17 protein-coding genes are annotated in these 20,900 nt (G+C 52.0%); 13 read left to right on the top strand and 4 right to left on the bottom strand.

Annotated features, from left to right (window positions below; genetic code table 11):
• The first annotated feature begins 69 nt into the window (after nt 1–69).
• Nucleotides 70–1,485 carry an oxaloacetate decarboxylase subunit alpha gene (locus ACTQ1O_RS04250; RefSeq protein ID WP_441486255.1) on the top strand — a complete coding sequence of 472 codons (1,416 nt, stop codon included), beginning with the start codon at nt 70–72 and terminating at the stop codon, nt 1,483–1,485.
• 106 nt (nt 1,486–1,591) lie between these two features.
• Here ACTQ1O_RS04250 and ACTQ1O_RS04245 read toward each other — a convergent pair whose 3' ends face one another.
• The 3 genes from ACTQ1O_RS04245 to ACTQ1O_RS04235 form a co-directional block, all read right to left on the bottom strand.
• The gene (locus ACTQ1O_RS04245) at nt 1,592–1,777 is read right to left on the bottom strand and encodes a hypothetical protein (RefSeq protein WP_441486254.1); all 186 of its coding nucleotides are present in this window, start codon (nt 1,775–1,777) and stop codon (nt 1,592–1,594) included.
• A 146-nt stretch (nt 1,778–1,923) separates the two neighbouring features.
• Nucleotides 1,924–4,407 (bottom strand): cation-translocating P-type ATPase, encoded by a 2,484-nt coding sequence (locus ACTQ1O_RS04240; protein WP_441486253.1) that lies wholly within the window; start codon nt 4,405–4,407, stop codon nt 1,924–1,926.
• A 180-nt stretch (nt 4,408–4,587) separates the two neighbouring features.
• On the bottom strand, nt 4,588–6,327 hold the full coding sequence (locus ACTQ1O_RS04235; protein ID WP_441486252.1) for an Rqc2 family fibronectin-binding protein: 1,740 nt from the start codon (nt 6,325–6,327) through the stop codon (nt 4,588–4,590).
• Between the two features lie 452 nt (nt 6,328–6,779).
• On the opposite strand from ACTQ1O_RS04235, the gene ACTQ1O_RS04230 reads away from it, so the two are divergent.
• The 12 genes from ACTQ1O_RS04230 (at nt 6,780) to ACTQ1O_RS04175 (ending at nt 18,672) form a co-directional block, all read left to right on the top strand.
• Nucleotides 6,780–7,679: a TIGR01212 family radical SAM protein gene (locus ACTQ1O_RS04230; RefSeq protein WP_441486251.1), complete on the top strand. Its 900-nt coding sequence runs from the start codon at nt 6,780–6,782 to the stop codon at nt 7,677–7,679.
• Between the two features lie 276 nt (nt 7,680–7,955).
• Nucleotides 7,956–8,843 carry a YicC/YloC family endoribonuclease gene (locus ACTQ1O_RS04225; protein WP_441486250.1) on the top strand — a complete coding sequence of 296 codons (888 nt, stop codon included), beginning with the start codon at nt 7,956–7,958 and terminating at the stop codon, nt 8,841–8,843.
• A 103-nt stretch (nt 8,844–8,946) separates the two neighbouring features.
• The gene (locus ACTQ1O_RS04220; protein WP_441486249.1) at nt 8,947–9,234 is read left to right on the top strand and encodes a DUF370 domain-containing protein; all 288 of its coding nucleotides are present in this window, start codon (nt 8,947–8,949) and stop codon (nt 9,232–9,234) included.
• Nucleotides 9,231–9,863 (top strand): guanylate kinase, encoded by a 633-nt coding sequence (gene gmk / locus ACTQ1O_RS04215; RefSeq protein ID WP_441486248.1) that lies wholly within the window; start codon nt 9,231–9,233, stop codon nt 9,861–9,863. The genes ACTQ1O_RS04220 and gmk overlap by 4 nt, the downstream gene beginning before the upstream one ends.
• Complete coding sequence (gene rpoZ, locus ACTQ1O_RS04210; RefSeq protein WP_441100066.1) at nt 9,860–10,129, top strand: DNA-directed RNA polymerase subunit omega; 270 nt, start codon at nt 9,860–9,862, stop codon at nt 10,127–10,129. The genes gmk and rpoZ overlap by 4 nt, the downstream gene beginning before the upstream one ends.
• 4 nt (nt 10,130–10,133) lie before the next feature.
• Nucleotides 10,134–11,495: a 30S ribosomal protein S12 methylthiotransferase RimO gene (rimO, locus tag ACTQ1O_RS04205; RefSeq protein ID WP_441486247.1), complete on the top strand. Its 1,362-nt coding sequence runs from the start codon at nt 10,134–10,136 to the stop codon at nt 11,493–11,495.
• A 14-nt stretch (nt 11,496–11,509) separates the two neighbouring features.
• Nucleotides 11,510–12,040 carry a CDP-diacylglycerol--glycerol-3-phosphate 3-phosphatidyltransferase gene (gene pgsA, locus ACTQ1O_RS04200; protein ID WP_441474345.1) on the top strand — a complete coding sequence of 177 codons (531 nt, stop codon included), beginning with the start codon at nt 11,510–11,512 and terminating at the stop codon, nt 12,038–12,040.
• A 122-nt stretch (nt 12,041–12,162) separates the two neighbouring features.
• Nucleotides 12,163–12,750, top strand: coding sequence for a CinA family protein (locus ACTQ1O_RS04195; RefSeq protein WP_441486246.1), 588 nt, complete (start codon nt 12,163–12,165; stop codon nt 12,748–12,750).
• A gap of 202 nt (nt 12,751–12,952) precedes the next feature.
• On the top strand, nt 12,953–14,386 hold the full coding sequence (gene purF / locus ACTQ1O_RS04190; protein WP_441486245.1) for an amidophosphoribosyltransferase: 1,434 nt from the start codon (nt 12,953–12,955) through the stop codon (nt 14,384–14,386).
• Nucleotides 14,387–14,528: 142 nt separating this feature from the next.
• Nucleotides 14,529–16,145 (top strand): CTP synthase, encoded by a 1,617-nt coding sequence (locus ACTQ1O_RS04185; protein WP_441486244.1) that lies wholly within the window; start codon nt 14,529–14,531, stop codon nt 16,143–16,145.
• 3 nt (nt 16,146–16,148) lie between these two features.
• A complete protein-coding gene (locus tag ACTQ1O_RS04180) occupies nt 16,149–17,363 on the top strand; it encodes an LL-diaminopimelate aminotransferase (protein WP_441486243.1) in 1,215 nt (404 codons plus the stop codon).
• Between the two features lie 97 nt (nt 17,364–17,460).
• A complete protein-coding gene (locus tag ACTQ1O_RS04175) occupies nt 17,461–18,672 on the top strand; it encodes an NADP-dependent isocitrate dehydrogenase (protein WP_441486242.1) in 1,212 nt (403 codons plus the stop codon).
• A gap of 114 nt (nt 18,673–18,786) precedes the next feature.
• Here ACTQ1O_RS04175 and abc-f read toward each other — a convergent pair whose 3' ends face one another.
• Nucleotides 18,787–20,823 (bottom strand): ribosomal protection-like ABC-F family protein, encoded by a 2,037-nt coding sequence (abc-f, locus tag ACTQ1O_RS04170; protein WP_441486241.1) that lies wholly within the window; start codon nt 20,821–20,823, stop codon nt 18,787–18,789.
• Nucleotides 20,824–20,900: the final 77 nt, after the last annotated feature.

Below are 20,900 nucleotides of genomic sequence, written 5' to 3'. Positions count from 1 at the left end.
GTTTACCCGCAGAACATGACCGGATACATGTCATGGTCTGCGGGGTCATAACAAATAGGAGAGCTTAGAATGGCTGAAATTGAGAAAAAACCGGTTAAAATCATGGAGACAATTCTTCGTGATGCGCATCAGTCACTGATTGCGACTCGTATGCCCACGTCTGAGATGCTTCCAATCGTAGATAAAATGGATCAGGTCGGCTATCACGCAGTAGAGTGCTGGGGCGGCGCAACATTTGATTCCTGTCTGCGTTTCCTTCATGAGGATCCGTGGGACAGACTCCGCAAGCTGCGTGACGGCTTCAAGCACACCAAGCTGCAGATGCTGTTCCGTGGTCAGAACATCCTCGGATACAAGCCCTATGCAGATGATGTGGTCGAGTATTTTGTACAGAAATCCGTTGCAAACGGCATTGATATCATCCGTATCTTTGACTGCATGAACGATCTCCGCAACCTGGAAACCTGTGTAAAGGCAGCGAAGAAGGAGAAAGGCGCGGAGGCACAGATCGCCCTGTCCTACACCCTGGGAGATTCCTACACGCTGGATTACTGGACTTCCAAGGCAAAGGCAATCGAGGAGATGGGAGCAGATTCCATCTGTATCAAGGATATGGCAGGTCTGCTTCTGCCTTATGAGGCAACAGAGCTTGTAACCGCTCTGAAGGAGGCAACGAGCCTTCCGATCGAGCTTCACACCCATTACACCTCAGGTGTGGCTTCCATGACCTATCTGAAGGCAGTCGAGGCAGGCGTTGACATCATTGATACCGCAATGTCACCGTTTGCGATGGGAACCTCCCAGCCGGCTACAGAGGTTATGGTCAAGACCTTCCAGGGCACGCCCTATGATACCGGCCTTGACATGAAGCTTCTGGAGGAAATCGCCGATTACTTCCGTCCGTACAGAGACGAGTGCCTGGACAACGGACTGCTGAATCCGAAGAATATGGGCGTTAATATCAAGACTCTCGTATATCAGGTACCGGGCGGCATGCTTTCGAACCTGACCAGTCAGCTGAAACAGCAGCACGCAGAAGACAAATATTACGATGTTTTGGAAGAGGTTCCGAAGGTTCGTAAGGATCTCGGAAATCCGCCGCTGGTTACTCCTTCTTCTCAGATTGTCGGAACGCAGGCAGTATTCAATGTGATCATGGGAGAGCGCTACAAGATGATCACACAGGAGACGAAGGATATCCTTGCCGGCAAATACGGCAAGACCACGGATCCGGTAAACCCGGAGCTGCAGAAGAAAGCGCTCGGCGATACGAAGCCGATCACGCATCGTCCTGCAGATGACATCGCTCCTGAGATGGACAAGCTCGAAAAAGAGGTTTCCGCGTACAAGGAGCAGCCTGAGGACACCCTCAGCTACGCGCTGTTCCCGCAGGTTGCCATGGACTTCTTCAAGTACAGAGATGCGCAGAAGACCGGCGTGGACGCTTCCAAGGGCGACAAGGAAGACAAGGCTTACCCTGTCTGATAGGACAAGATTGATACCTGCCTGGCTGCCCTGTGCATACCTGGATGCTCTGTGCAGGGCAATCCGGGCAGAACCTGAAAACGAGATAAAACACGCTGCGCGAGTTTTATCTCGCTATCGCGACGCTCGCCGCACACGAATACTTCGCATTCGGCTGCGGCTCACTGTTCGCGTAAATTGATGAGACGAGGACTGCTTCCCGCATTGCAGGGCAGCAGTCCTCGTGTCCGTTATAAGCAAAAAGAGACCGCAGATGAACCGCCATGAATGAATGATCATGGACCTGTTTCATCTGCGGTCTCCCGTTTCTGTGAACGGAAAGAAGGATCCGCTGTAAGAAGATCTGCTGTAAGAAGATCCGCCGTGAGAAGCAATCGTCCTGAGAGGCAATCGTCCTGAGAAGCATTCATCCTGAAAATGTATGCTCCTTATTTTCAATCAGGAAAATCTCTCCGAAAAGCGGTCCCTCAGCCGGTTGTATCCGATGTTCACAAGTCTTATGAGTCGGATCAGATATCGGAGAATCGGTTCTGTCGTGATCGAGAAGACCACGAACAGCATGATGCAGCGCATCGACATTCCCGTAATGCCAAAGAAGGAATGGAAGAGAAGGAGGAACAGGGTCATGCCCGCCACACACACCAGCCAGATCGCGGTTTTGTAGCGATCCATGGGCTTAATGATATGGAACAGGATCATGAATCCGACAATCGCCATCAGTATCGCGCAGGCTGTCGAGATATCCACCGAGCTCACATCGAAAACTTCTCCGAATACAACCAGGCTCGCAACGACAATAAAATCGGTGAGCGCAGCCGGCATTGCCTTCAGCAGGACATTGCTCATGTATCTTCCGTGGATCAGTGTGTGATCCGGAATCTGTGACATCAGAAATCCGGGAAGGCCTATGGTGAACATACTGATCAGGGAGATCTGTGACGGCCTCAGCGGATAGGTGAATCCGGCGATGATCGAGAAGACCGCGAGCAGCAGGGAGAAGATATTTTTTACAAGGAAGAGACTTCCGGATCTCTCCATGTTGTTGACAACCTGCCGTCCTTCCATAACGATTTCCGGCATATGCGCGAAATCGTTGTCGAGAAGAACAAGCTGGGAGGCCTGAGCCGCCGCGTCAGAGCCCGCAGCCATGGCAACGGAGCAGTCCGCGTCCTTCAGAGCGAGAACATCATTGACACCATCACCGGTCATCGCAACGGTACGTCCATGCGCCTTCAGCGCGTGGACAAATTCACGCTTCTGGTTTGGCGTCACGCGGCCGAAGACCGTGTAACGGGTCACCGCGTCATAAATATCTTCCTTCGTTTTCAGCGTCGTCGCGTCGATGTACAGGTCGGAATTCGCGATTCCCGCCTGCTTCGCAACCTCGGACACCGTTACCGGATTATCTCCGGAGATGACCTTGACCTCAACATTCTGGCGGTGGAAGAACTGGAAGGTCTTGTCCGCATCCTTGCGGATCTTGTTCTTCACGACGACCAGACAGAGCGCGGTAACCTGCCCGGTCAGCTCATTTCCGTCCGGCGTGCCCTGATATTTCCCGAACACAAGTACGCGATAGCCCTTCCGGCTCTGCTCCTCAATGGTGTCCTGATACAGGTGGTAGTCCTCCTTCAGAACAAATTCCGGTGCGCCTAGCACGTACGCGCCGCTCTGGAAGGTGACACTGGAATACTTCCAGGCAGAAGAGAATCCGGTCACAGCGATCGGACGTGCGCCCGAGGTGCTGGTGAAATGATCCTTCATCGCCTGCATCGTGATGTTGTCCGCCTTCTGTGCCGCCGAAAAGTCGCTCAGCAGTTCCTCGATTGCCGGTATCGTCGCGTCCTCCTCATACGGCGGGAGTGTAATCACGTCGTTAATCAGCATCTTGTTCTCGGTGATTGTTCCGGTCTTATCGACACAGAGAACATCAACTCTTGCCAGTGTCTCGATACACTTCATATCGTGCACCAGGACCTTTTTCAGCGCGAGTCTACCGGTACTGACCGCAAGGGTGACGCTGGAGAGCAGATAGAGGCCTTCCGGGATCATTCCGATCACGGCGGCTACCATGGAAGTAATGCTTTCCTGAAGCTCAAGACCCTGCTGCCAGTAGGACTGATAGAACAGGAGAATCCCGATCGGGACGATGCTGATGCCGGCAATCATAACGATCCGGTTCAGTGAACGGATCATTTCCGACTGTTCTCCCTCCCGGGCTGCCTTTGCCTGGGTCGTCAGCTTGTTGATATACGAGTCCTCACCGATTTTTTCCAGTCGGGCATAGCAGCTTCCGGATACGATGAAGGATCCGGACATCAGCTTGTCCCCCGGTTTCTTGGAGATCTCGTCTGATTCACCGGTCAGCAGCGATTCATTGACCTTCACCTGCCCGTCGACAACAACAGCGTCTGCGGGAATCTGATTTCCAGCGGAAAAAATAACGATGTCATCAAGAACCAGCTTTTCCGCCGGTATTGTTCTGATCTTGCCGGAACGGACGACTTTTGCCTTTGGAGCGTTCAGGACGTTCAGTTTATCCAGTGTATTTTTGGCTGCAATCTCCTGAACGATACCGATCATCGCATTCGCGATAATGATCGGCAGAAAGGACAGGTCACGATACGAGCCGGCGATAATCAGGAGTACGGAGAGCAGCAGAAATATTCCGTTAAAATAAGTCAGCGTATTCCCCTTGATGATCTGTCCGACCGTCTTCGAAGGCGGAGCGACCGACCGGTTGTCCCAGCCATGTCTCGTATATTCGTCAACCTGTTCCTTCGTCAGTCCGGTCTGGATATCCGCCATATATCGATGCTTCAATTTTGTACGGACCGGCTGATCAAAGCCGATATTTGCCGTCGATCTGACCTTCTTCCGACCCCTTTGCAAGGAAGAGGGCAATTTCTTTGTGTCTGCCATGATATCCCCTTATTCAAATGATTTCAAATGATTCAAAAATCCGAATGAATCATTATACTTTCCCTGTTAACAGTTATCTGAAAACCAGTGTCACAAATTGCAGGTTATCCTTCTGCGCTTTCGAACCACGCGCTCTCAAAGGGAACAGTAAATGCATAGCACTCCCTATAAGGAATCCGCTTATACCTCCCTCAGATCGGAAATATCCGGTTCGGCCATAAGCGAGTAGTTTGTGTGGTACAGGACAAATCCCGGTCTTGCGCCGTTCGGCTTGTGAAGATTCTTCCGAAGCGTGTAATCGATTTCTACCTTTGGCGCGTTTTTCGCCTTGGAGTAATAGGCGGCAAGTCTGCCTGCCTCTTCGAAGGTGCGGTCCGGGAGCTCTTTTCCATTTGTTTTGACAATCACATGTGAGCCCGGAATGTCGTTCGCGTGGAACCACCAGTCGCTGCCGGAGGCAATTTTGAAGGTAACCATTTCGTTCTGGAAGTTATTTTTTCCAACGTACATGTCAAAGCCGTCAGACGAAAGGTAGTGCAGAGGCTGTGCGGCCTCCTGCTTTTTCTTTCTTCCCGAAGGTCCGTGATGGCGGAGATAGCCGTAGTCTTCCAGTTCCTGCCGGATTTCCTGCAGATCCTTTTCGTCGCGGGCGATCTCCAGAGATGTCGCAATGCTCTCGAGATGCTCCACATCCGCTTCTGTGCCCTTGATCCGCTGCTCCAGCGCTTCTGCGGTGCGCTTAAGCTTGTTGTAACGGTCAAAATATTTCTTTGCGTTCTGTGCTGCAGTCATCGTCGGATCCAGCGGAACCGTGGTGGGTTCGTTGTTATAATAATTGACTGCTTTCAGTTCCTTCGCTCCCGGTGTCAGACTGTATCCATAAGTATTCAGCAGTTCTCCGTAAATGCGATATTTCTCCCGCTTTTCGGTATCATGCATCTGTTTTTCCTGAAGCTGCAGGGTTCGCCCGCTGCGCTCCAGACTTGTCTGAACAACCTTCCGCAGATCAATGGAACGCTGCCGGATCCTGGTCCTGAGTTCCTTCTCCGCGTAATATTGTTCCAGCAGTGATGAAATTGTATCGAAGCCTTCCTTCCTGAGATTTCCGTACTGCGTCAGCGGAACAGAAGCATACTCGAAGGGATCTTTTCCTTTATAATAGATTGCCGGCTCAAATTTTTCGTTCTTTACATCGTCCATCATTCGTGAGAAGGTATGATACAGATGTACCCGTTCCGCATCCTGAAGTTCCGAGGCGGAAGCGTCGCTGTCAATGCCGGCCCGGTAACAGATTTCCTCAGCCATGACGGGGGAGATGCCGCGCAGACCGCCGTAGACCGCCTTCATGACAGGCGCATCCTTTGAAAAAACGACTCTGCTGAAATCCTCTTCGCTGATGTCGAGCGGATCCTTTTTGTTCTGTGTCTCCGGAATGAAGTAATCCCTTCCGGGCAGAACCTCGCGGACGGAACTGACATTGAAGGATACCCGTTTGATGGAATCCACAATCTTGTTCTGATCGCTGATCAGGATGATGTTGCTGTGCTTTCCCATGAGCTCGATGACCAGGCGCCAGCTCCGGAGATCCCCGAGCTCATCTCTGTGCCGGACATTCAGGGAAAGCACACGCTCCAGTCCGGGCTGGGTGACCGATTCGAGAAGTCCGCCGGCCAGATGCTTCCGCAGCAGCATGCAGTAATTCGGCGCGTTCATCGGCGCCTGCTTCCCGGAAGACGTGATATAGACCAGCGGAAGAGAAGCACTTGCCGACAGAAGAAGCCGGTAAGTCTTCGCGTTATTTTTTATCGTGAAGATCAGTTCATCCGGCTCGGGCTGGATGATTTTCGATATATGTCCTCCCGCAAGCGTATGCTCCAGCTCGGAGCGGATATTTGATATTGTGATACCGTCTAAAGCCATATAAATTCCTCAAATTCCTGTCCGCGATGCGCTGGCTTTACCCCTGATGGCACCGCAGGGTACTAAAATTACTCAGATATTGCCGCGTTCCCGCTTGCGAAGCATGAAGCAATCCGCAGCTTATACAATTTGCCGCGCCACGCTTGCAAGGTATGAAGCAATCCGCAGCTTATTCCGTTTGCCGCGGCTTGCTTGTGGAGCGTAAGCATTTACAGGATATTATACACAACAAACGAAAGAAATCCAACTGCCTCGCAAGGGATAATGTGTCAGAATTTGCACATTCACAAAGAATATCTTCAGGTGATGCTGGATCCACGCAGACAGCCCTTCTTATCGGCTCGCACGCATACGCAAAGAGTATCGCAGTTGATTGTGGATTGTAGTGCTGCCGCTGGTGCTTATCGGCTCGCACGCATATGCAAAGAATATCGCTGGGGTGTGATGAAAAGATGAAAATACGAAGAATTTCTGAAGAATTAAAGAAGACCTATGGTCAGAAAATCTACAAACTGTCCCTTTCGGCGGGATGCACCTGTCCGAACAGGGACGGAACTCTCGGATTCGGAGGCTGTACGTTCTGTTCGGAAGGCGGTTCCGGCGATTTTGCCGCGGATCCCGCTCCAGTGAGAGAGCAGATTGCGGCGGCCAGGAAGAGAATTGATCCGAAGCTCCCGAAGACTCTGGCAATGGAAGACCGCAGGTTTATCGCCTACTTCCAGTCCTTTACCAATACGTACGGAGATACCCGAAGACTTGAACGTATCTTTTCCGAGGCGGAGGAGCAGCCGGAAATTGCAGGTCTGTCAATCGGCACAAGACCGGACTGCCTCGGGGACGACAAAATATCCATGCTGAAGAGACTCAACGAACGGAAACCGGTCTGGGTTGAGCTCGGTCTTCAGACCATACATGAAGAAACCGCGAAACGTATTCACCGTGGGTACAGTCTCCCGGTGTTCGAGGATGCCTACCGCCGCCTGAAGGATGCGGGACTTACCGTAATCGTTCATGTCATACTGGGGCTTCCCGGAGAGACGGAGGAGATGATGCTGCAGACCGTCCGGTATCTTGCATCTCTCTGTCCGCTTCCGGACGGAGTGAAGCTGCAGCTTCTTCATATTCTGAAGGGCACCCGTCTGGCGGAGGAATATCGGATCCATCCTTTTCCGCTCCCGGATATGGAGGAGTACTGCAGGCTTGTCGTAAAATGTCTGAAGATCCTTCCGCCGGAGATTGTCATCCACCGGTTAACCGGAGACGGACCGAAAAAGCTGCTTCTGGCTCCACTGTGGAGCGCCGACAAAAAGCGGGTTCTGAATATGATGAACCGTCTCATTGAAGAGGCCTGACAATACCTCTGTCTTGCCAGGAATACAGGGTATCTGAAATACGCCTGTCTTATTTACGCGAACAGTGAGCCGCAGCCGAATGCGAAGTATTCATGTGCGGCGAGCGGGGAATCCGAATACAATTTGACACAACAGCGGGAATTGACTTATACTTAACATGTATTTGTGTGTTCAGATACGGACGCAGCCGCACGGACAGATATATGCGACAGCAGCCGGAACGCCGCATCCGTTTTTTGTATGTGCAAGGAAGATTACCCGAAAGGTAAAGAGAATATGTCCGAAAAGATTTACAGCATGACCGGCTTTGGCCGGGCGGAAGCCCAGAATGACCGATGGAAAATCAGCGTCGAGCTGAAATCGGTCAATCATCGCTTTCTCGAACTGAATGTCAAAGCCCCGAAAAAGTTCAGCGCATTTGAATCGAAGATCCGCACACTGATCAAGGAATACGCGCAGAGGGGCAAGATCGATATTTTTATCACCTATGAGGATTTCACAGAGGGCAACGCAACTCTGAAGTACCACCCGGAGCTTGCAAAGCAGTATATGAGCTTTGCGGAGGAGATCGAGAGAGACTTCTCGATTCCAAATGATCTCACGGTCTCAAAGATGATGAATCTTCCTGATGTTCTGACAATGGAAGAGCAGGAGATGGACGAGGATGAACTCTGGAAGGATCTGGAGAACGTCATCCGGGAGGCAGCTGAGAACTTCCGGCATTCCCGCAATCTGGAGGGTGAGAATCTCCGCAGAGATCTTCTGTCCAAGCTCGATGAGCTGGAAGCGGATGTGGACAAGGTCATTGAACGGGAGCCCATGATTATCGCGGAATACCGCAATCGTCTGGAAGAGAAAACCAAAGATCTGCTTGAGGATTCCCAGATCGATGAAAGCCGCATCGCGGCAGAAGTGGTTCTGTTTGCGGATAAGATCTGCACCGATGAGGAGACGGTCCGTTTGAAGAGTCACATCCAGAATATGCGGGACACGCTTATCCTCGGAACCGGAATCGGGAGAAAGCTCGATTTTCTGGCACAGGAGATGAACCGGGAGGCGAATACCATCCTATCGAAGGCAAACGATCTGGAAACCTCGAATACTGGTGTGGATCTGAAGACCGGTATTGAAAAGATCCGCGAACAGGTGCAGAACGTGGAGTGATCTCCCGGAACATGGCGCGGATGCTTATATCTTTCTGTTGTTTTTTTTGTACTGCAAGGATATAATGCAAGAAGCCTGAAAGTGCAGGGCACGGAGGTGTTTAATGGCACGTTTGATCAATATCGGCTTTGGAAACGCGGTGAATACTGACAAGGTTCTTGCCGTCGCGAGTCCGGTGGCAGCGCCGATCAAGCGCATGGTGTCACACGCCCGGGATAACGGGCTTCTGATTGACGCGAGTCAGGGACGCAAAACCAAGGCGGTTCTGGTTCTGGAGGACGGCAGGATTCTTCTGTCCGCTCTGCAGCCCGAAACGATAACGCGCCGTTTCAACGCCGGCAGTGATTTTTCCAATGATATATCTGATGAAAGGACCGATGATCTGTCATGAGCAAGGGAATACTGGTGATTCTTTCCGGTTTTTCCGGATCCGGGAAGGGAACTCTGATGAAGAGGCTCCTGGAGAAATATGATAATTACGCGCTTTCTGTGTCGGCGACAACCAGAAGCCCGAGACCGGGCGAGAGGGACGGCGTAGACTACTTCTATAAGACCGAGGAAGAATTTTCCCGGATGATCAGAAATGATGAATTTCTGGAGTATGCATGCTATGTAAACCATTCCTATGGGACACCGGCGGCATATGTGGATGAGCAGCTGAACCTTGGAAAGGATGTCATCCTGGAGATCGAGATTCAGGGTGCTCTGAAGGTTAAGAAAAAACGGCCTGATACCGTGCTGATTTTCGTAACGCCTCCGAGCGCCGAAGAGCTGGAGAGGCGGCTCACCGGCAGAGGGACGGAAACGCAGGAAGTAATTCAGCAGCGGATGGCCCGGGCGGTCGAGGAAGCTGAGAGCATGGAACATTATGATTATATTCTGGTGAATGATACCGTTGAGGAATGTGTCGATCAGCTGCATCTGCTGATTCAGTCGCAGCATCTGCAGACCAGTCATCAGAGAGATTTTATCCGCGAGATCCGCGGAGAGCTGAGAGAGAGAGAGGAGCACAGAAAATGATACATCCTTCCTATGTGGAAATGATTGAGAAGATTAACAAGGGTCAGGATCAGGAGGAAGCGCCGCTTGTCACAAGCCGTTATTCCATCGTCCTTGCGACCTCCAAGCGCGCGCGTCAGCTGATTGACGGTGCAGAGCCGAAGGTTGCGGCTGTTGACCGGAACGGAAAAGAGAGAAAGCCGCTCTCCATCGCCGTGGATGAGCTCTATGAGGGAAAGGTCAATATTCTCCCGCATGAAGAGGAAGATGATGACGCAGCCGAATAATTCAATGAAGATTTTATTTATCTCTCTTGGCTGCGACAAGAATCTTGTGGATTCCGAGCGCATGCTCGGCAAGCTTGCCGGTCATGGCTACGAGATGACGGACGACGAGACCGAGGCGGATATTATTATTATCAATACCTGCTGCTTTATCGATTCCGCAAAGGAAGAGAGCATTCAGACGATCCTGGATATGGCCCGGTATAAGACCGAGGGTCGCTGCACCGCGCTGATTGTCACCGGATGCATGGCGGAGCGCTACCGTCAGGAGGTTCTGGAGGAGATCCCCGAGGTTGACGCGATCATCGGAACGAACAGCTACAACAAGATCGAGGATGCGATTCTTCAGGTCGGAAACGGGATACGGCCGTCGATTCTGGAGCCCCTGAACGGAATTCCGGAAGACGCGGATAAACGGATCATGACAACCGGAGGCTTCTATGAATACCTGAAAATCGCCGAGGGCTGTGACAAGCACTGCACCTACTGCGCGATCCCGGGAATGCGGGGCCCCTACCGGAGTGTTCCCATGGATGATCTGATCCGGGAGGCGCGTCAGTTCGCGGAGGACGGAGTGAGGGAACTGATTCTCGTGGCGCAGGAGACGACCCGGTACGGAATCGATCTGTATGGAAAGAAGTCTCTTCATATCCTGCTTGAGAAGCTTTCTGAAATTGACGGAATCCGCTGGATCCGGATTCTGTACTGCTATCCGGAAGAGATCTACCCGGAGATGATACAGGCGATGAAGACGCTTCCTAAGGTCTGTCATTATCTTGATCTTCCGATTCAGCATTCCAATGACGAGATTCTGAAGCGGATGGGGCGCAGAACCAGCCATGATGATCTGGTGCGGATCATTGAAAATCTCCGCCTCGAGATTCCGGACATTGCGCTCAGAACCACTCTGATCACTGGTTTCCCGGGAGAGACCGAGGAGCAGCATGAAGAGGTCTGTGATTTTATCCGTGAAATGAAATTTGACCGTCTCGGTGTTTTCACGTATTCTCAGGAAGAGGGAACGCCTGCCGCATCTTTTGACGGTCAGATCGACGAAGAAATCCGGAAAGACAGACAGGACCGTCTTCTTACTCTGCAGCAGGAAGTATCAAAGCAGCGGAACGAGAATCTGATCGGCCGCACGCTGGATGTCTTCATCGAGGGCTACATGAGCGATGAAAACGCCTATGTCGGCCGCACCTACGCGGATACGCCGAACATTGACGGATTGATCTTCATTCAGACTCCGGAAACGCTGAATACCGGGGATTTTGTGAAGGCGACCGTGACCGGCGCTCTCGAATATGATCTGATTGGTGAACTGATCGACGAGGATACCATGGATCTTCTGAGCAAATCAGAGGGATGAGGGAGGAAAACGATATGAATTTACCCAACAAGCTGACCTGTCTTCGAATGGTCATGATTCCTTTCTTCGTGATCTTTATGTATCTTCCTCAGAACTGGGCCAGATATATCGCTTTGATTATCTTCATCGCGGCCAGTCTGACAGATACTGCCGACGGCTACATTGCCAGAAAATATAACCTGATCACGGATTTTGGAAAGTTCATGGATCCTCTGGCGGATAAGCTTCTGGTCTGCACGGCTCTTATTCTGTTTGCCGGATCCGGTGAGATTCCTGCATTTGTCGTGGTCATCATTATCGCAAGGGAGTTTATCATCAGCGGTTTCCGTCTGATTGCCGCGGACAACGGCATTGTCATAGCCGCCAGCTACTGGGGCAAGGCGAAGACAATCTCACAGATGGTTATGATTATCGTGCTTCTGCTGAATGTTCCTTCCTGGAGACCGTTTGAGATCGTATTGATTGTCATCGCGACTGTTCTCACTGTGATTTCGCTTCTGGATTATCTGATCAAGAACAAGGCGGTACTCGGCAATCAGAAATAATTCTGTGTCATTGATCAGAGATCATTCCGTGTCACTCATCATTTCATTCAGTCAGTTAGGAGAGGTTATTCTTTCTCTATGATATAAGATCGGACTGCAGAGGAGGCCTGAGAAATTCTAATATGAATCATCTTGCTGATACGGTTACGGAAAATTCTTTCTCTAAGGGTATGGATAATATTTCGACGGATAATACAGATAATATTTCCGCGGATAATACGGATGATACCGGATATTCTTCCGCTGCGGAGAGACTGGTGGCAGTTCTCCGGGAGCGCAGGCTTCTGATCACAACGGTGGAATCCTGTACCGGAGGAGGCATTGCTTCCGGAATCATCGATGTGCCCGGCGCATCGGATGTACTGAAGGAGGCTTTTATCACGTACTGCGACGAGGCAAAGCACCGGCTTGTAGGTGTGAAGAAAAAGACCCTGCGCAAATACACGGCGGTTTCCCCGCAGGTGTGCCGCCAGATGGCAAAGGGCGGTGCCAGAACGGCCAAAGCGGATCTCTGCCTTTCCGCCACCGGTGTCGCCGGTCCGGGTGGAACAGAGGAATTTCCGGCAGGTCTTGTCTATCTCGGCTGCTGTTTTGACGGCAGATGCGAGGTCAGAAAATACAATTTCACAGGATCCAGAAACGAGGTACGCAGACAGGCGGTGAGAGAATCCTTGAATCTCGCGCTTTCCTGTCTGGGAGTCGCTCCATAAGTTCTGACTCACTGTCTGCGGGGGATCTTTCCTTTCCCGGCGGAGGGTGAGTTTTTCGTTTGTAAAATATGCTTTTCTTTCGGTTGATCCATTTTTGCATTTTAGCGAACTTGTGCGATTACTCCGCAGAGAATATGTAGTATAATAGAGTGGTTTTATTTTTGCTATTCATTTTTCACACAGCAGAAACTGGAGGAAGCTGATGACAAATTATGAATCCGGCTTAAAAGAGGAGTGCGGTGTGTTCGGAATCTATGATCCGGACGGCGGAGATGTCAGCAGGACCATCTATTTTGGTCTGGAAGCTCTGCAGCACCGCGGACAGGAATCCTGCGGCATTGCGGTGTCCAATACCAACGGGCCGAAAGGACGCGTGAATTCCTACCGCGGACTGGGGCTTCTGAACGAGGTATTTAAGGGAGATGAGCTTCAGAATCTGAAGGGCAACATCGGTGTCGGCCATGTCCGTTATTCCACTTCCGGCGCGCTCAACGTGAACAACGCACAGCCGCTTGTCCTGAATTACATCAAGGGTTCTCTCGCTCTGGCGCACAACGGAAACCTTGTAAATGCCTATGAGCTTCGGGAAAAAATGGAGAACACCGGAGCGATTTTTCACACAACCATTGATTCCGAGGTCATTGCCTACTGCATCGCCAGGGAACGCGTCAAAACGCCGAGCATTGAAATCGCGGTCAAAAAAGCGGTGACACAGCTCAGAGGAGCTTACGCGCTCGTCATGATGAGTCCGCGCAAGCTGATCGGTGTCCGGGACCCGTGGGGCCTGCGTCCGCTGTGCATCGGAAAGAGAGACAGGGCATACATTCTCGCGTCCGAGAGCTGCGCTCTTCATTCCATCGACGCGGAATTCATCCGCGACGTGAAGCCGGGTGAGATCGTCACCATCGATAAGAACGGAGAGATTCATTCAGAATTCATGGATTGTGTCATTCCGAGAGAGAAGCAGGCGCGCTGTATCTTCGAGTATATCTATTTTGCCCGTCTCGATTCAAAGATCGACGGCATCGCCGTCTATGACGCGAGAATCCGCGGGGGCGCATCTCTCGCAAAGACCTACCCCGTAGAGGCAGATATCGTTGTCGGCGTACCCGATTCCGGACTGGCAGCCGCGCAGGGCTACGCGATGGAGTCCGGCATACCGTTCGGCATCGCTTTTCACAAGAACAGCTATGTCGGCCGGACGTTTATCAAGCCAAGTCAGGATGAGCGTGAATCCAGCGTTAAGATCAAGCTGAGCGTCATAAAGTCCGTTGTCAAGGGGAAAAGAGTCGTGCTCGTAGATGACTCGATTGTCCGCGGCACCACGATCACCAATCTGATTCACACCATGAAGAAATGCGGAGCGACGGAGGTTCATGTGCGGATCAGTTCACCGCCATTTCTTCATCCCTGCTATTTCGGTGTTGACGTGCCGTCCAACAAGCAGCTGATTGCTTCGCAGAATTCCACAGAGGAAATCCGCCAGCGCATCGGCGCGGATTCGCTGGGGTATATGCAGATCGGCGAGCTTCAGGACATGGTTGGCGACCTTCCGATCTGTAAGGCATGTTTTGACAGCAACTATCCCATGGAGGTTCCGGACCATGAGATCCGCGATGCCTTTGAAGGCATCTGAGCATCGGCGAGCCGCCTGATACCGTCCAATCGATCAATAAACAGCCCTGCTGCAGGCGGCGCCATAAATAGTTCTGGCTTCGCGGAAAGGGGCGCAACCATATATACGCTGCGGCACGCATGCCCGGCAGGAGGAGGAGTGAATGTCTGTTAAATATGTTTTTGTAACCGGCGGCGTTGTATCCGGCCTTGGAAAGGGAATTACGGCTGCTTCACTGGGAAGGCTTCTGAAGGCCAGAGGCTACAGTGTCACCATGCAGAAGTTTGATCCCTACATCAATGTGGATCCGGGAACCATGAACCCGATCCAGCACGGTGAGGTTTTCGTCACCGACGACGGAACGGAAACCGATCTTGATCTGGGGCATTATGAGCGCTTTATCGACGAGAACCTTGATCACAATTCCAACGTGACCACCGGTAAGGTATATTCCACCGTTCTGCAGAAGGAACGCCACGGCGATTACGGCGGCGGTACGGTTCAGGTTATTCCCCATATCACCAATGAGATCAAAAGCCGGTTCTACCGCGCGAAGACAGAGGATGAAGAGAAGATCGCCATCATCGAGGTCGGCGGCACGGTCGGCGATATCGAGAGCCAGCCTTTCCTTGAAGCGATCCGTCAGTTCCAGCATGATATCGGCCATGAAAACGCCATCATGATCCATGTCACCCTGATTCCTTATCTGAAGGCTTCCGGAGAGCTGAAGACCAAGCCGACGCAGACTTCTGTAAAGGCTCTGCAGAGCATCGGAATCATGCCGGATATTCTGGTATGCCGTTCCGAGTACCCGCTCAGTCAGAGTCTCAAGGACAAGATTGCCCTGTTCTGTAACGTTCCGAGCAGCCATGTTCTTCAGAATCTGGATGTGGAATATCTCTATGAGGCACCGCTTGCCATGGAGAAGGAAAATCTGGCCGACGTTGTACTTGAATGTCTGCATCTCTCAGACCCGGAGCCGGATCTCTCCGACTGGACCGATATGGTAGAGTCCCTCCGGAATCTGAAGCACCACGTCACCATCGCTCTCGTCGGGAAGTACATTGCCCTTCATGACGCTTATCTGAGCGTTGTCGAGGCATTAAAGCACGGCGGAATCAAGAACAGCGCGGAGGTAGATCTGACCTGGGTCGACTCCGAGAAACTGAACCGGGACAATGTGGCTGAGGTTCTTGGCGATGTAGACGGCGTCATTGTTCCCGGCGGTTTCGGCGGCAGAGGCGTTGACGGAATGATTGCTGCCGCAGAGTATGCACGGACACACAAGATTCCATACCTCGGTCTCTGTCTCGGAATGCAGGTTGCGATTATCGAATACGCAAGGAATATGTGCGGATATCACGACGCCCACAGCATTGAGCTTGATCCCGACACCATGCATCCGGTGATTGCCCTGATGCCCGACCAGAATGATGTCACAGATCTTGGCGGCACCTTAAGACTCGGTTCCTACCCCTGTGAGCTGAAGGAAGGCACCATTGCGAGAGAGCTGTATGGATCCAGCCTGATTCACGAGCGTCACAGACACAGATATGAGGTCAATAACGACTACCGCAAGCCGCTCACGGACGCCGGCATGGTGCTCTCCGGTATTTCGCCGGACGGCCACATTGTGGAAATGATCGAGCTTAAGAAAGAGGATCATCCGTTCTATATCGGAACCCAGGCACATCCTGAGTTCAAGAGCCGTCCAAACCGCCCGCATCCGCTGTTCCGCGGATTTGTAGCAGCCGCATTAAAATACAGAGAGGAGAAATAACCGATGTTTAAAGCAAATCAGAATTACCTCCGACTTCAGGGAAGCTATCTTTTTTCCACCATCGCGAAGAAGGTCGCAGCTTATACCGAGGCCAACCCGGATGCGAATATTATCCGTCTCGGGATCGGCGATGTCACACAACCGCTTGCTCCGGTCATTATCGACGAACTTCACAAGGCTGTAGATGAAATGGGCAAAAAGGAGACCTTCCACGGTTACGCTCCGGATCTCGGATATGCTTTCCTCCGGGACGCGATTGCTGATGAGTACAAGGGAAGAGGATGCGAGATCAGCGCGGATGAAATCTTTGTGTCGGACGGAGCCAAGAGCGATTCCGGCAATATTCAGGAGATTTTCAGTGAGGACGCGAAGGTTGCCGTCTGCGACCCGGTATACCCGGTATACGTGGATTCAAACGTCATGGCAGGCCGCTCCGGCGAATGGATTCCTTCCGAGCAGAGATACTCCAATTTCATCTATATGCCCTGTACCGAAGCCAACAATTTCACACCGGAATTTCCGAAGGAAAATCCGGATATCATCTACCTCTGCTATCCGAACAATCCCACCGGAATGACCATCAGCAAGGCTCAGCTTCAGGAGTGGGTGGATTACGCGAATCGGATCGGAGCCGTCATCCTCTACGACGCCGCCTATGAGGCATACATTACAGAGAAGGATGTTCCCCATTCGATCTATGAGTGTGAGGGAGCAAGGACCTGTGCCATCGAAATCCGCAGCTTTTCCAAAAATGCCGGTTTCACCGGCGTACGTCTCGGCTTCACCGTTGTTCCGAAGGATCTCCGTGACGCGGACGGCGTTTCTCTCCACGATCTCTGGGCAAGACGCCACGGCACCAAGTACAACGGCGCTCCCTACATCATTCAGAAGGCCGGCGCAGTCGTCTTCACACCGGAAGGGCAGAAGGAAATCCGCGCGCAGGTGAGCTACTATCAGAAGAACGCCCGTGTCATCTATGACGGACTGAAGGATGCCGGATACACCGTATACGGCGGAGTGAACGCTCCGTACATCTGGCTCAAGACCCCGGATCACATGACCTCCTGGGATTTCTTCGATCATCTTCTCGAAGATGTTCATGTCGTCGGAACACCCGGTTCCGGATTCGGCCCGAGCGGCGAACACTTCTTCCGCCTGACGGCATTCGGTACCTATGAGAAGACCGTGGAGGCGATTGATCGTATCAAGTCCATGTAATAACGAAGGATCCGTCAGGAATCTTCACGGACAATGATTCCGGGACAGACCGCAGAATATCGCGAAAGAATCCGAAATAGAAGGCAGGTACAGAATAATGGGAAAAATTCAGATGAAGACGCCTCTCGTTGAAATGAACGGAGATGAGATGACCCGGATCCTGTGGCAGATGATCAAAGATGATCTGCTCACTCCGTATATCGATCTCAAGACCGAGTACTATGACCTCGGGCTGAAGCACCGCGATGAGACGAACGACCAGGTCACCAGAGATTCCGCCGAGGCGACAAAAAAATACGGCGTTGCCGTAAAATGCGCGACCATCACGCCAAATGCCGCGCGCGTGAAGGAATACAATCTCAAGGAGATGTGGAAGAGCCCGAACGGAACCATCCGTGCTATGCTGGACGGCACCGTGTTCCGCACACCGATTATCGTAAAGGGAATTGAACCGGTAGTCCGCTGCTGGAAAAAGCCGATCACCATCGCCCGTCACGCTTACGGAGATGTCTACCGCAACGTAGAGATTCGTGTTCCGAAGGCAGGTAAGGTTGAACTGGTGTATACCTCCGACGACGGAGAAATCACGAAGACAGAGCTGGTTCACAAATTTGACGGACCGGGTGTCGTACAGGGCACACATAACCTGGATGATTCCATCACAAGCTTTGCCAGAAGCTGCTTTGATTATGCCCTCTCCAGAAAGGAAGATCTCTGGTTTGCCACAAAGGACACGATTTCCAAGACCTATGATCACCGCTTCAAGGATATCTTCCAGGAGATCTATGACAACGACTACAAGGAAAAATTCGAGGCCTGCGGCATCACCTACTTCTATACACTGATCGATGACGCGGTTGCCCGAATCATGAAATCGGAGGGCGGATTCATCTGGGCCTGCAAAAACTACGACGGAGATGTCATGAGTGATATGCTGTCCTCCGCCTTCGGTTCCCTCGCGATGATGACCTCTGTTCTGGTATCCCCGCACGGATATTTTGAGTACGAGGCTGCTCACGGAACCGTTCAGAGACATTATTACAAGCATCTGCGCGGCGAGGAGACTTCGACGAACTCCGTAGCCACTATCTTCGCATGGAGCGGCGCTCTTCGCAAACGGGGAGAGCTGGACAAGCTCCCGGAGCTTGTTGATTTTGCGGATAAGCTTGAGAAGGCAACCATCACCACCATTGAGTCCGGAAAAATGACCGGAGATCTCGCGAGAATCACAACACTTCCGAATGTGAAGACGCTGAATTCTGAGGATTTCATCCTCGCCATCCGCGACACACTGGACTCCATGCTGTAAATACTTACACGGAAAATACAGGAACAGCCGCTGTGCATAGCTCTGCACAGCGGCTGTTCCTGTATTTTGCAATCATATTTTCATTCCGGCCATTATAGAATTAATTCGTTCCGGTCATTCTTCGTCGGAAGCTGTCTCCCAGTCTTCATAGAGTTCCTGAAGCCTGTCGTTGTTCGCGTTCTGTTCCTTCGCGAGTTCCTGGCATTTCTGCAGGTCCGTTCCGGTCTCCGGTTTCAGAAATTCTTCGTCGATTTCCTTGTTCCTCGCCTCCAGTTTCTCGATTTCCTCTTCAATTTTACGGATCCGGTTTTCCTTTTTTCGAAGTCTCGCCTGTTCTTCCTTCTGTGCTTTCCAGTCCAGTTTTCCGGAGCCGGAGGAATCCGTGGCTGCCGCAGGATTTCCATCTGCGGCGGTCTGTCCGGCTGGCGCTGATCCGCAGACTCCTGATTCGGAGCCGGAAGAGGAGAGAGACGCTGTCCCTGCCGCGCCGGAATTCTTTCCGCCCGCGCCGTCAGACGCGGGAGAGGAGGCATAGGCACGCGTCAGCTCTTCTTTTTTCTCCATGTAATAATCGTAGTTGCCGATATAGTTGACCAGAGTATGATTGGTCAGCTCCAGAATGCGGGTCGCCGTCTGATTGATGAAATAACGGTCGTGGCTCACATAGAGCACCGTTCCGGTATACTCATTCAGGGCATCTTCCAGTATCTCCTTGGAGATGATGTCCAGGTGGTTCGTCGGCTCGTCCAGAATCAGAAAATTTGCCTCCGAGAGCATCAGTCTGGCCAGGGACACACGCCCGCGCTCGCCGCCACTGATCGAAGAGATCTTTTTGTACACATCATCGCCGGTAAACAGGAAGGCAGCGAGGACATTGCGGATCTCTGTTTCGGTCAGAGAGGGGTAGTCGTCTGCGATCTGCTGAAAGATCGTCTTCTCCGGGTCAAGCAGCTGCTGCTCCTGATCGTAATACCCGATATGGACCTTGGAACCGAGTGCGATTTTTCCCTCATCCGGTGTCAGAAGGCCGTTGATCATCTTCAGAATCGTGGACTTTCCGGTTCCGTTGTCACCGATGATTGCGACCCGTTCTCCACGCTTGATCTCAAAGGACTGATTCCGGAAGAGAAGGAGTCCCGGAAAAGACTTGGACAGACCGGTCACAGTGAGCACATCCTTGCCGCTTTCCGTCCTCGGCTTCAGCTCAATGCGCATATCCGCGCTGACTTCCTGCGGTTTTTCCAGTACCTCCATTTTATCGAGCATTTTTTCTCTGGATTCCGCGCGCTTGATGGACTTCTCCCGGTTAAACTGCTTCAGCTTCGTGATGACCGCTTCCTGATGACGGATTTCAGCCTGCTGCTTCGCCCACGCGTTGTACTGCGCCTTGCGCACGATCGATTTCTTCCGGCTGTATTCGTTATAATTTCCCTCGAAGCTCATCGATCTGCCGTTTTCGATCTCGATAACCCGCGTGACGATGCGGTTCAGGAAATACCGGTCATGAGAGACGATGAGCACGGTTCCCGGATAATTGATGAGAAAATTCTCCAGCCACTCGATGGAGGAGAGATCCAGGTGGTTGGTCGGCTCATCGAGAAGCAGGATATCCGGCTTTGTCAGCAGGAGCTTTCCCAGAACGACCCGTGTCTTCTGACCTCCGGAGAGGGAGCCCAGACGGCGGTCAAAATCTTTTTCCTCAAATCCGAGTCCCTTCAGGACGCCTGTGATCTCGCTCTCCGCCGCATATCCGTTCTGGAGCTCAAACTCATGCATCAGCTCTGTATAGCGATTCATCAGCGAAACGGCCTCTTCGCCGGTGACTGTGTCCATCCGGCGCTCCATCTCCCGCAGGCGCTGCTCCATATCAAGGATGTCCTGCTTTGCCTTCCGGACCTCCTGATAGATCGTCTCGTCTGATTCCATGTCCTGATACTGCGTCAGATATCCCATGGTCTTGCCGTGCGTGACGGTGACTTCTCCGGTGTCCGGGCTGAGAGCCCCGGTAATGATCCGGAGCAGCGTCGATTTGCCCGCTCCGTTCACACCGATCAGAGCGGCCTTGTCCCTTTCTTCAATATGAAAGGAAATATCCTTTAGGATTTCCTCTGATCCAAATGTCTTGCTGATATTCTGACAGGAGAGAATCATATCTGTCCACCTCACACATTCGTTGCTTTTCCTGTTTGCGTCCCGCCGCCTCTCTGGCGGAGCATTTACCTTCCAAT

Source organism: Bilifractor sp. LCP21S3_A7 (genome assembly GCF_052118825.1).
Taxonomy (GTDB): Bacteria; Bacillota; Clostridia; order Lachnospirales; family Lachnospiraceae; genus Bilifractor.
Note: the sequence above shows the minus strand (reverse complement) of the source record. Positions and strands in the feature narration are given on the sequence as shown.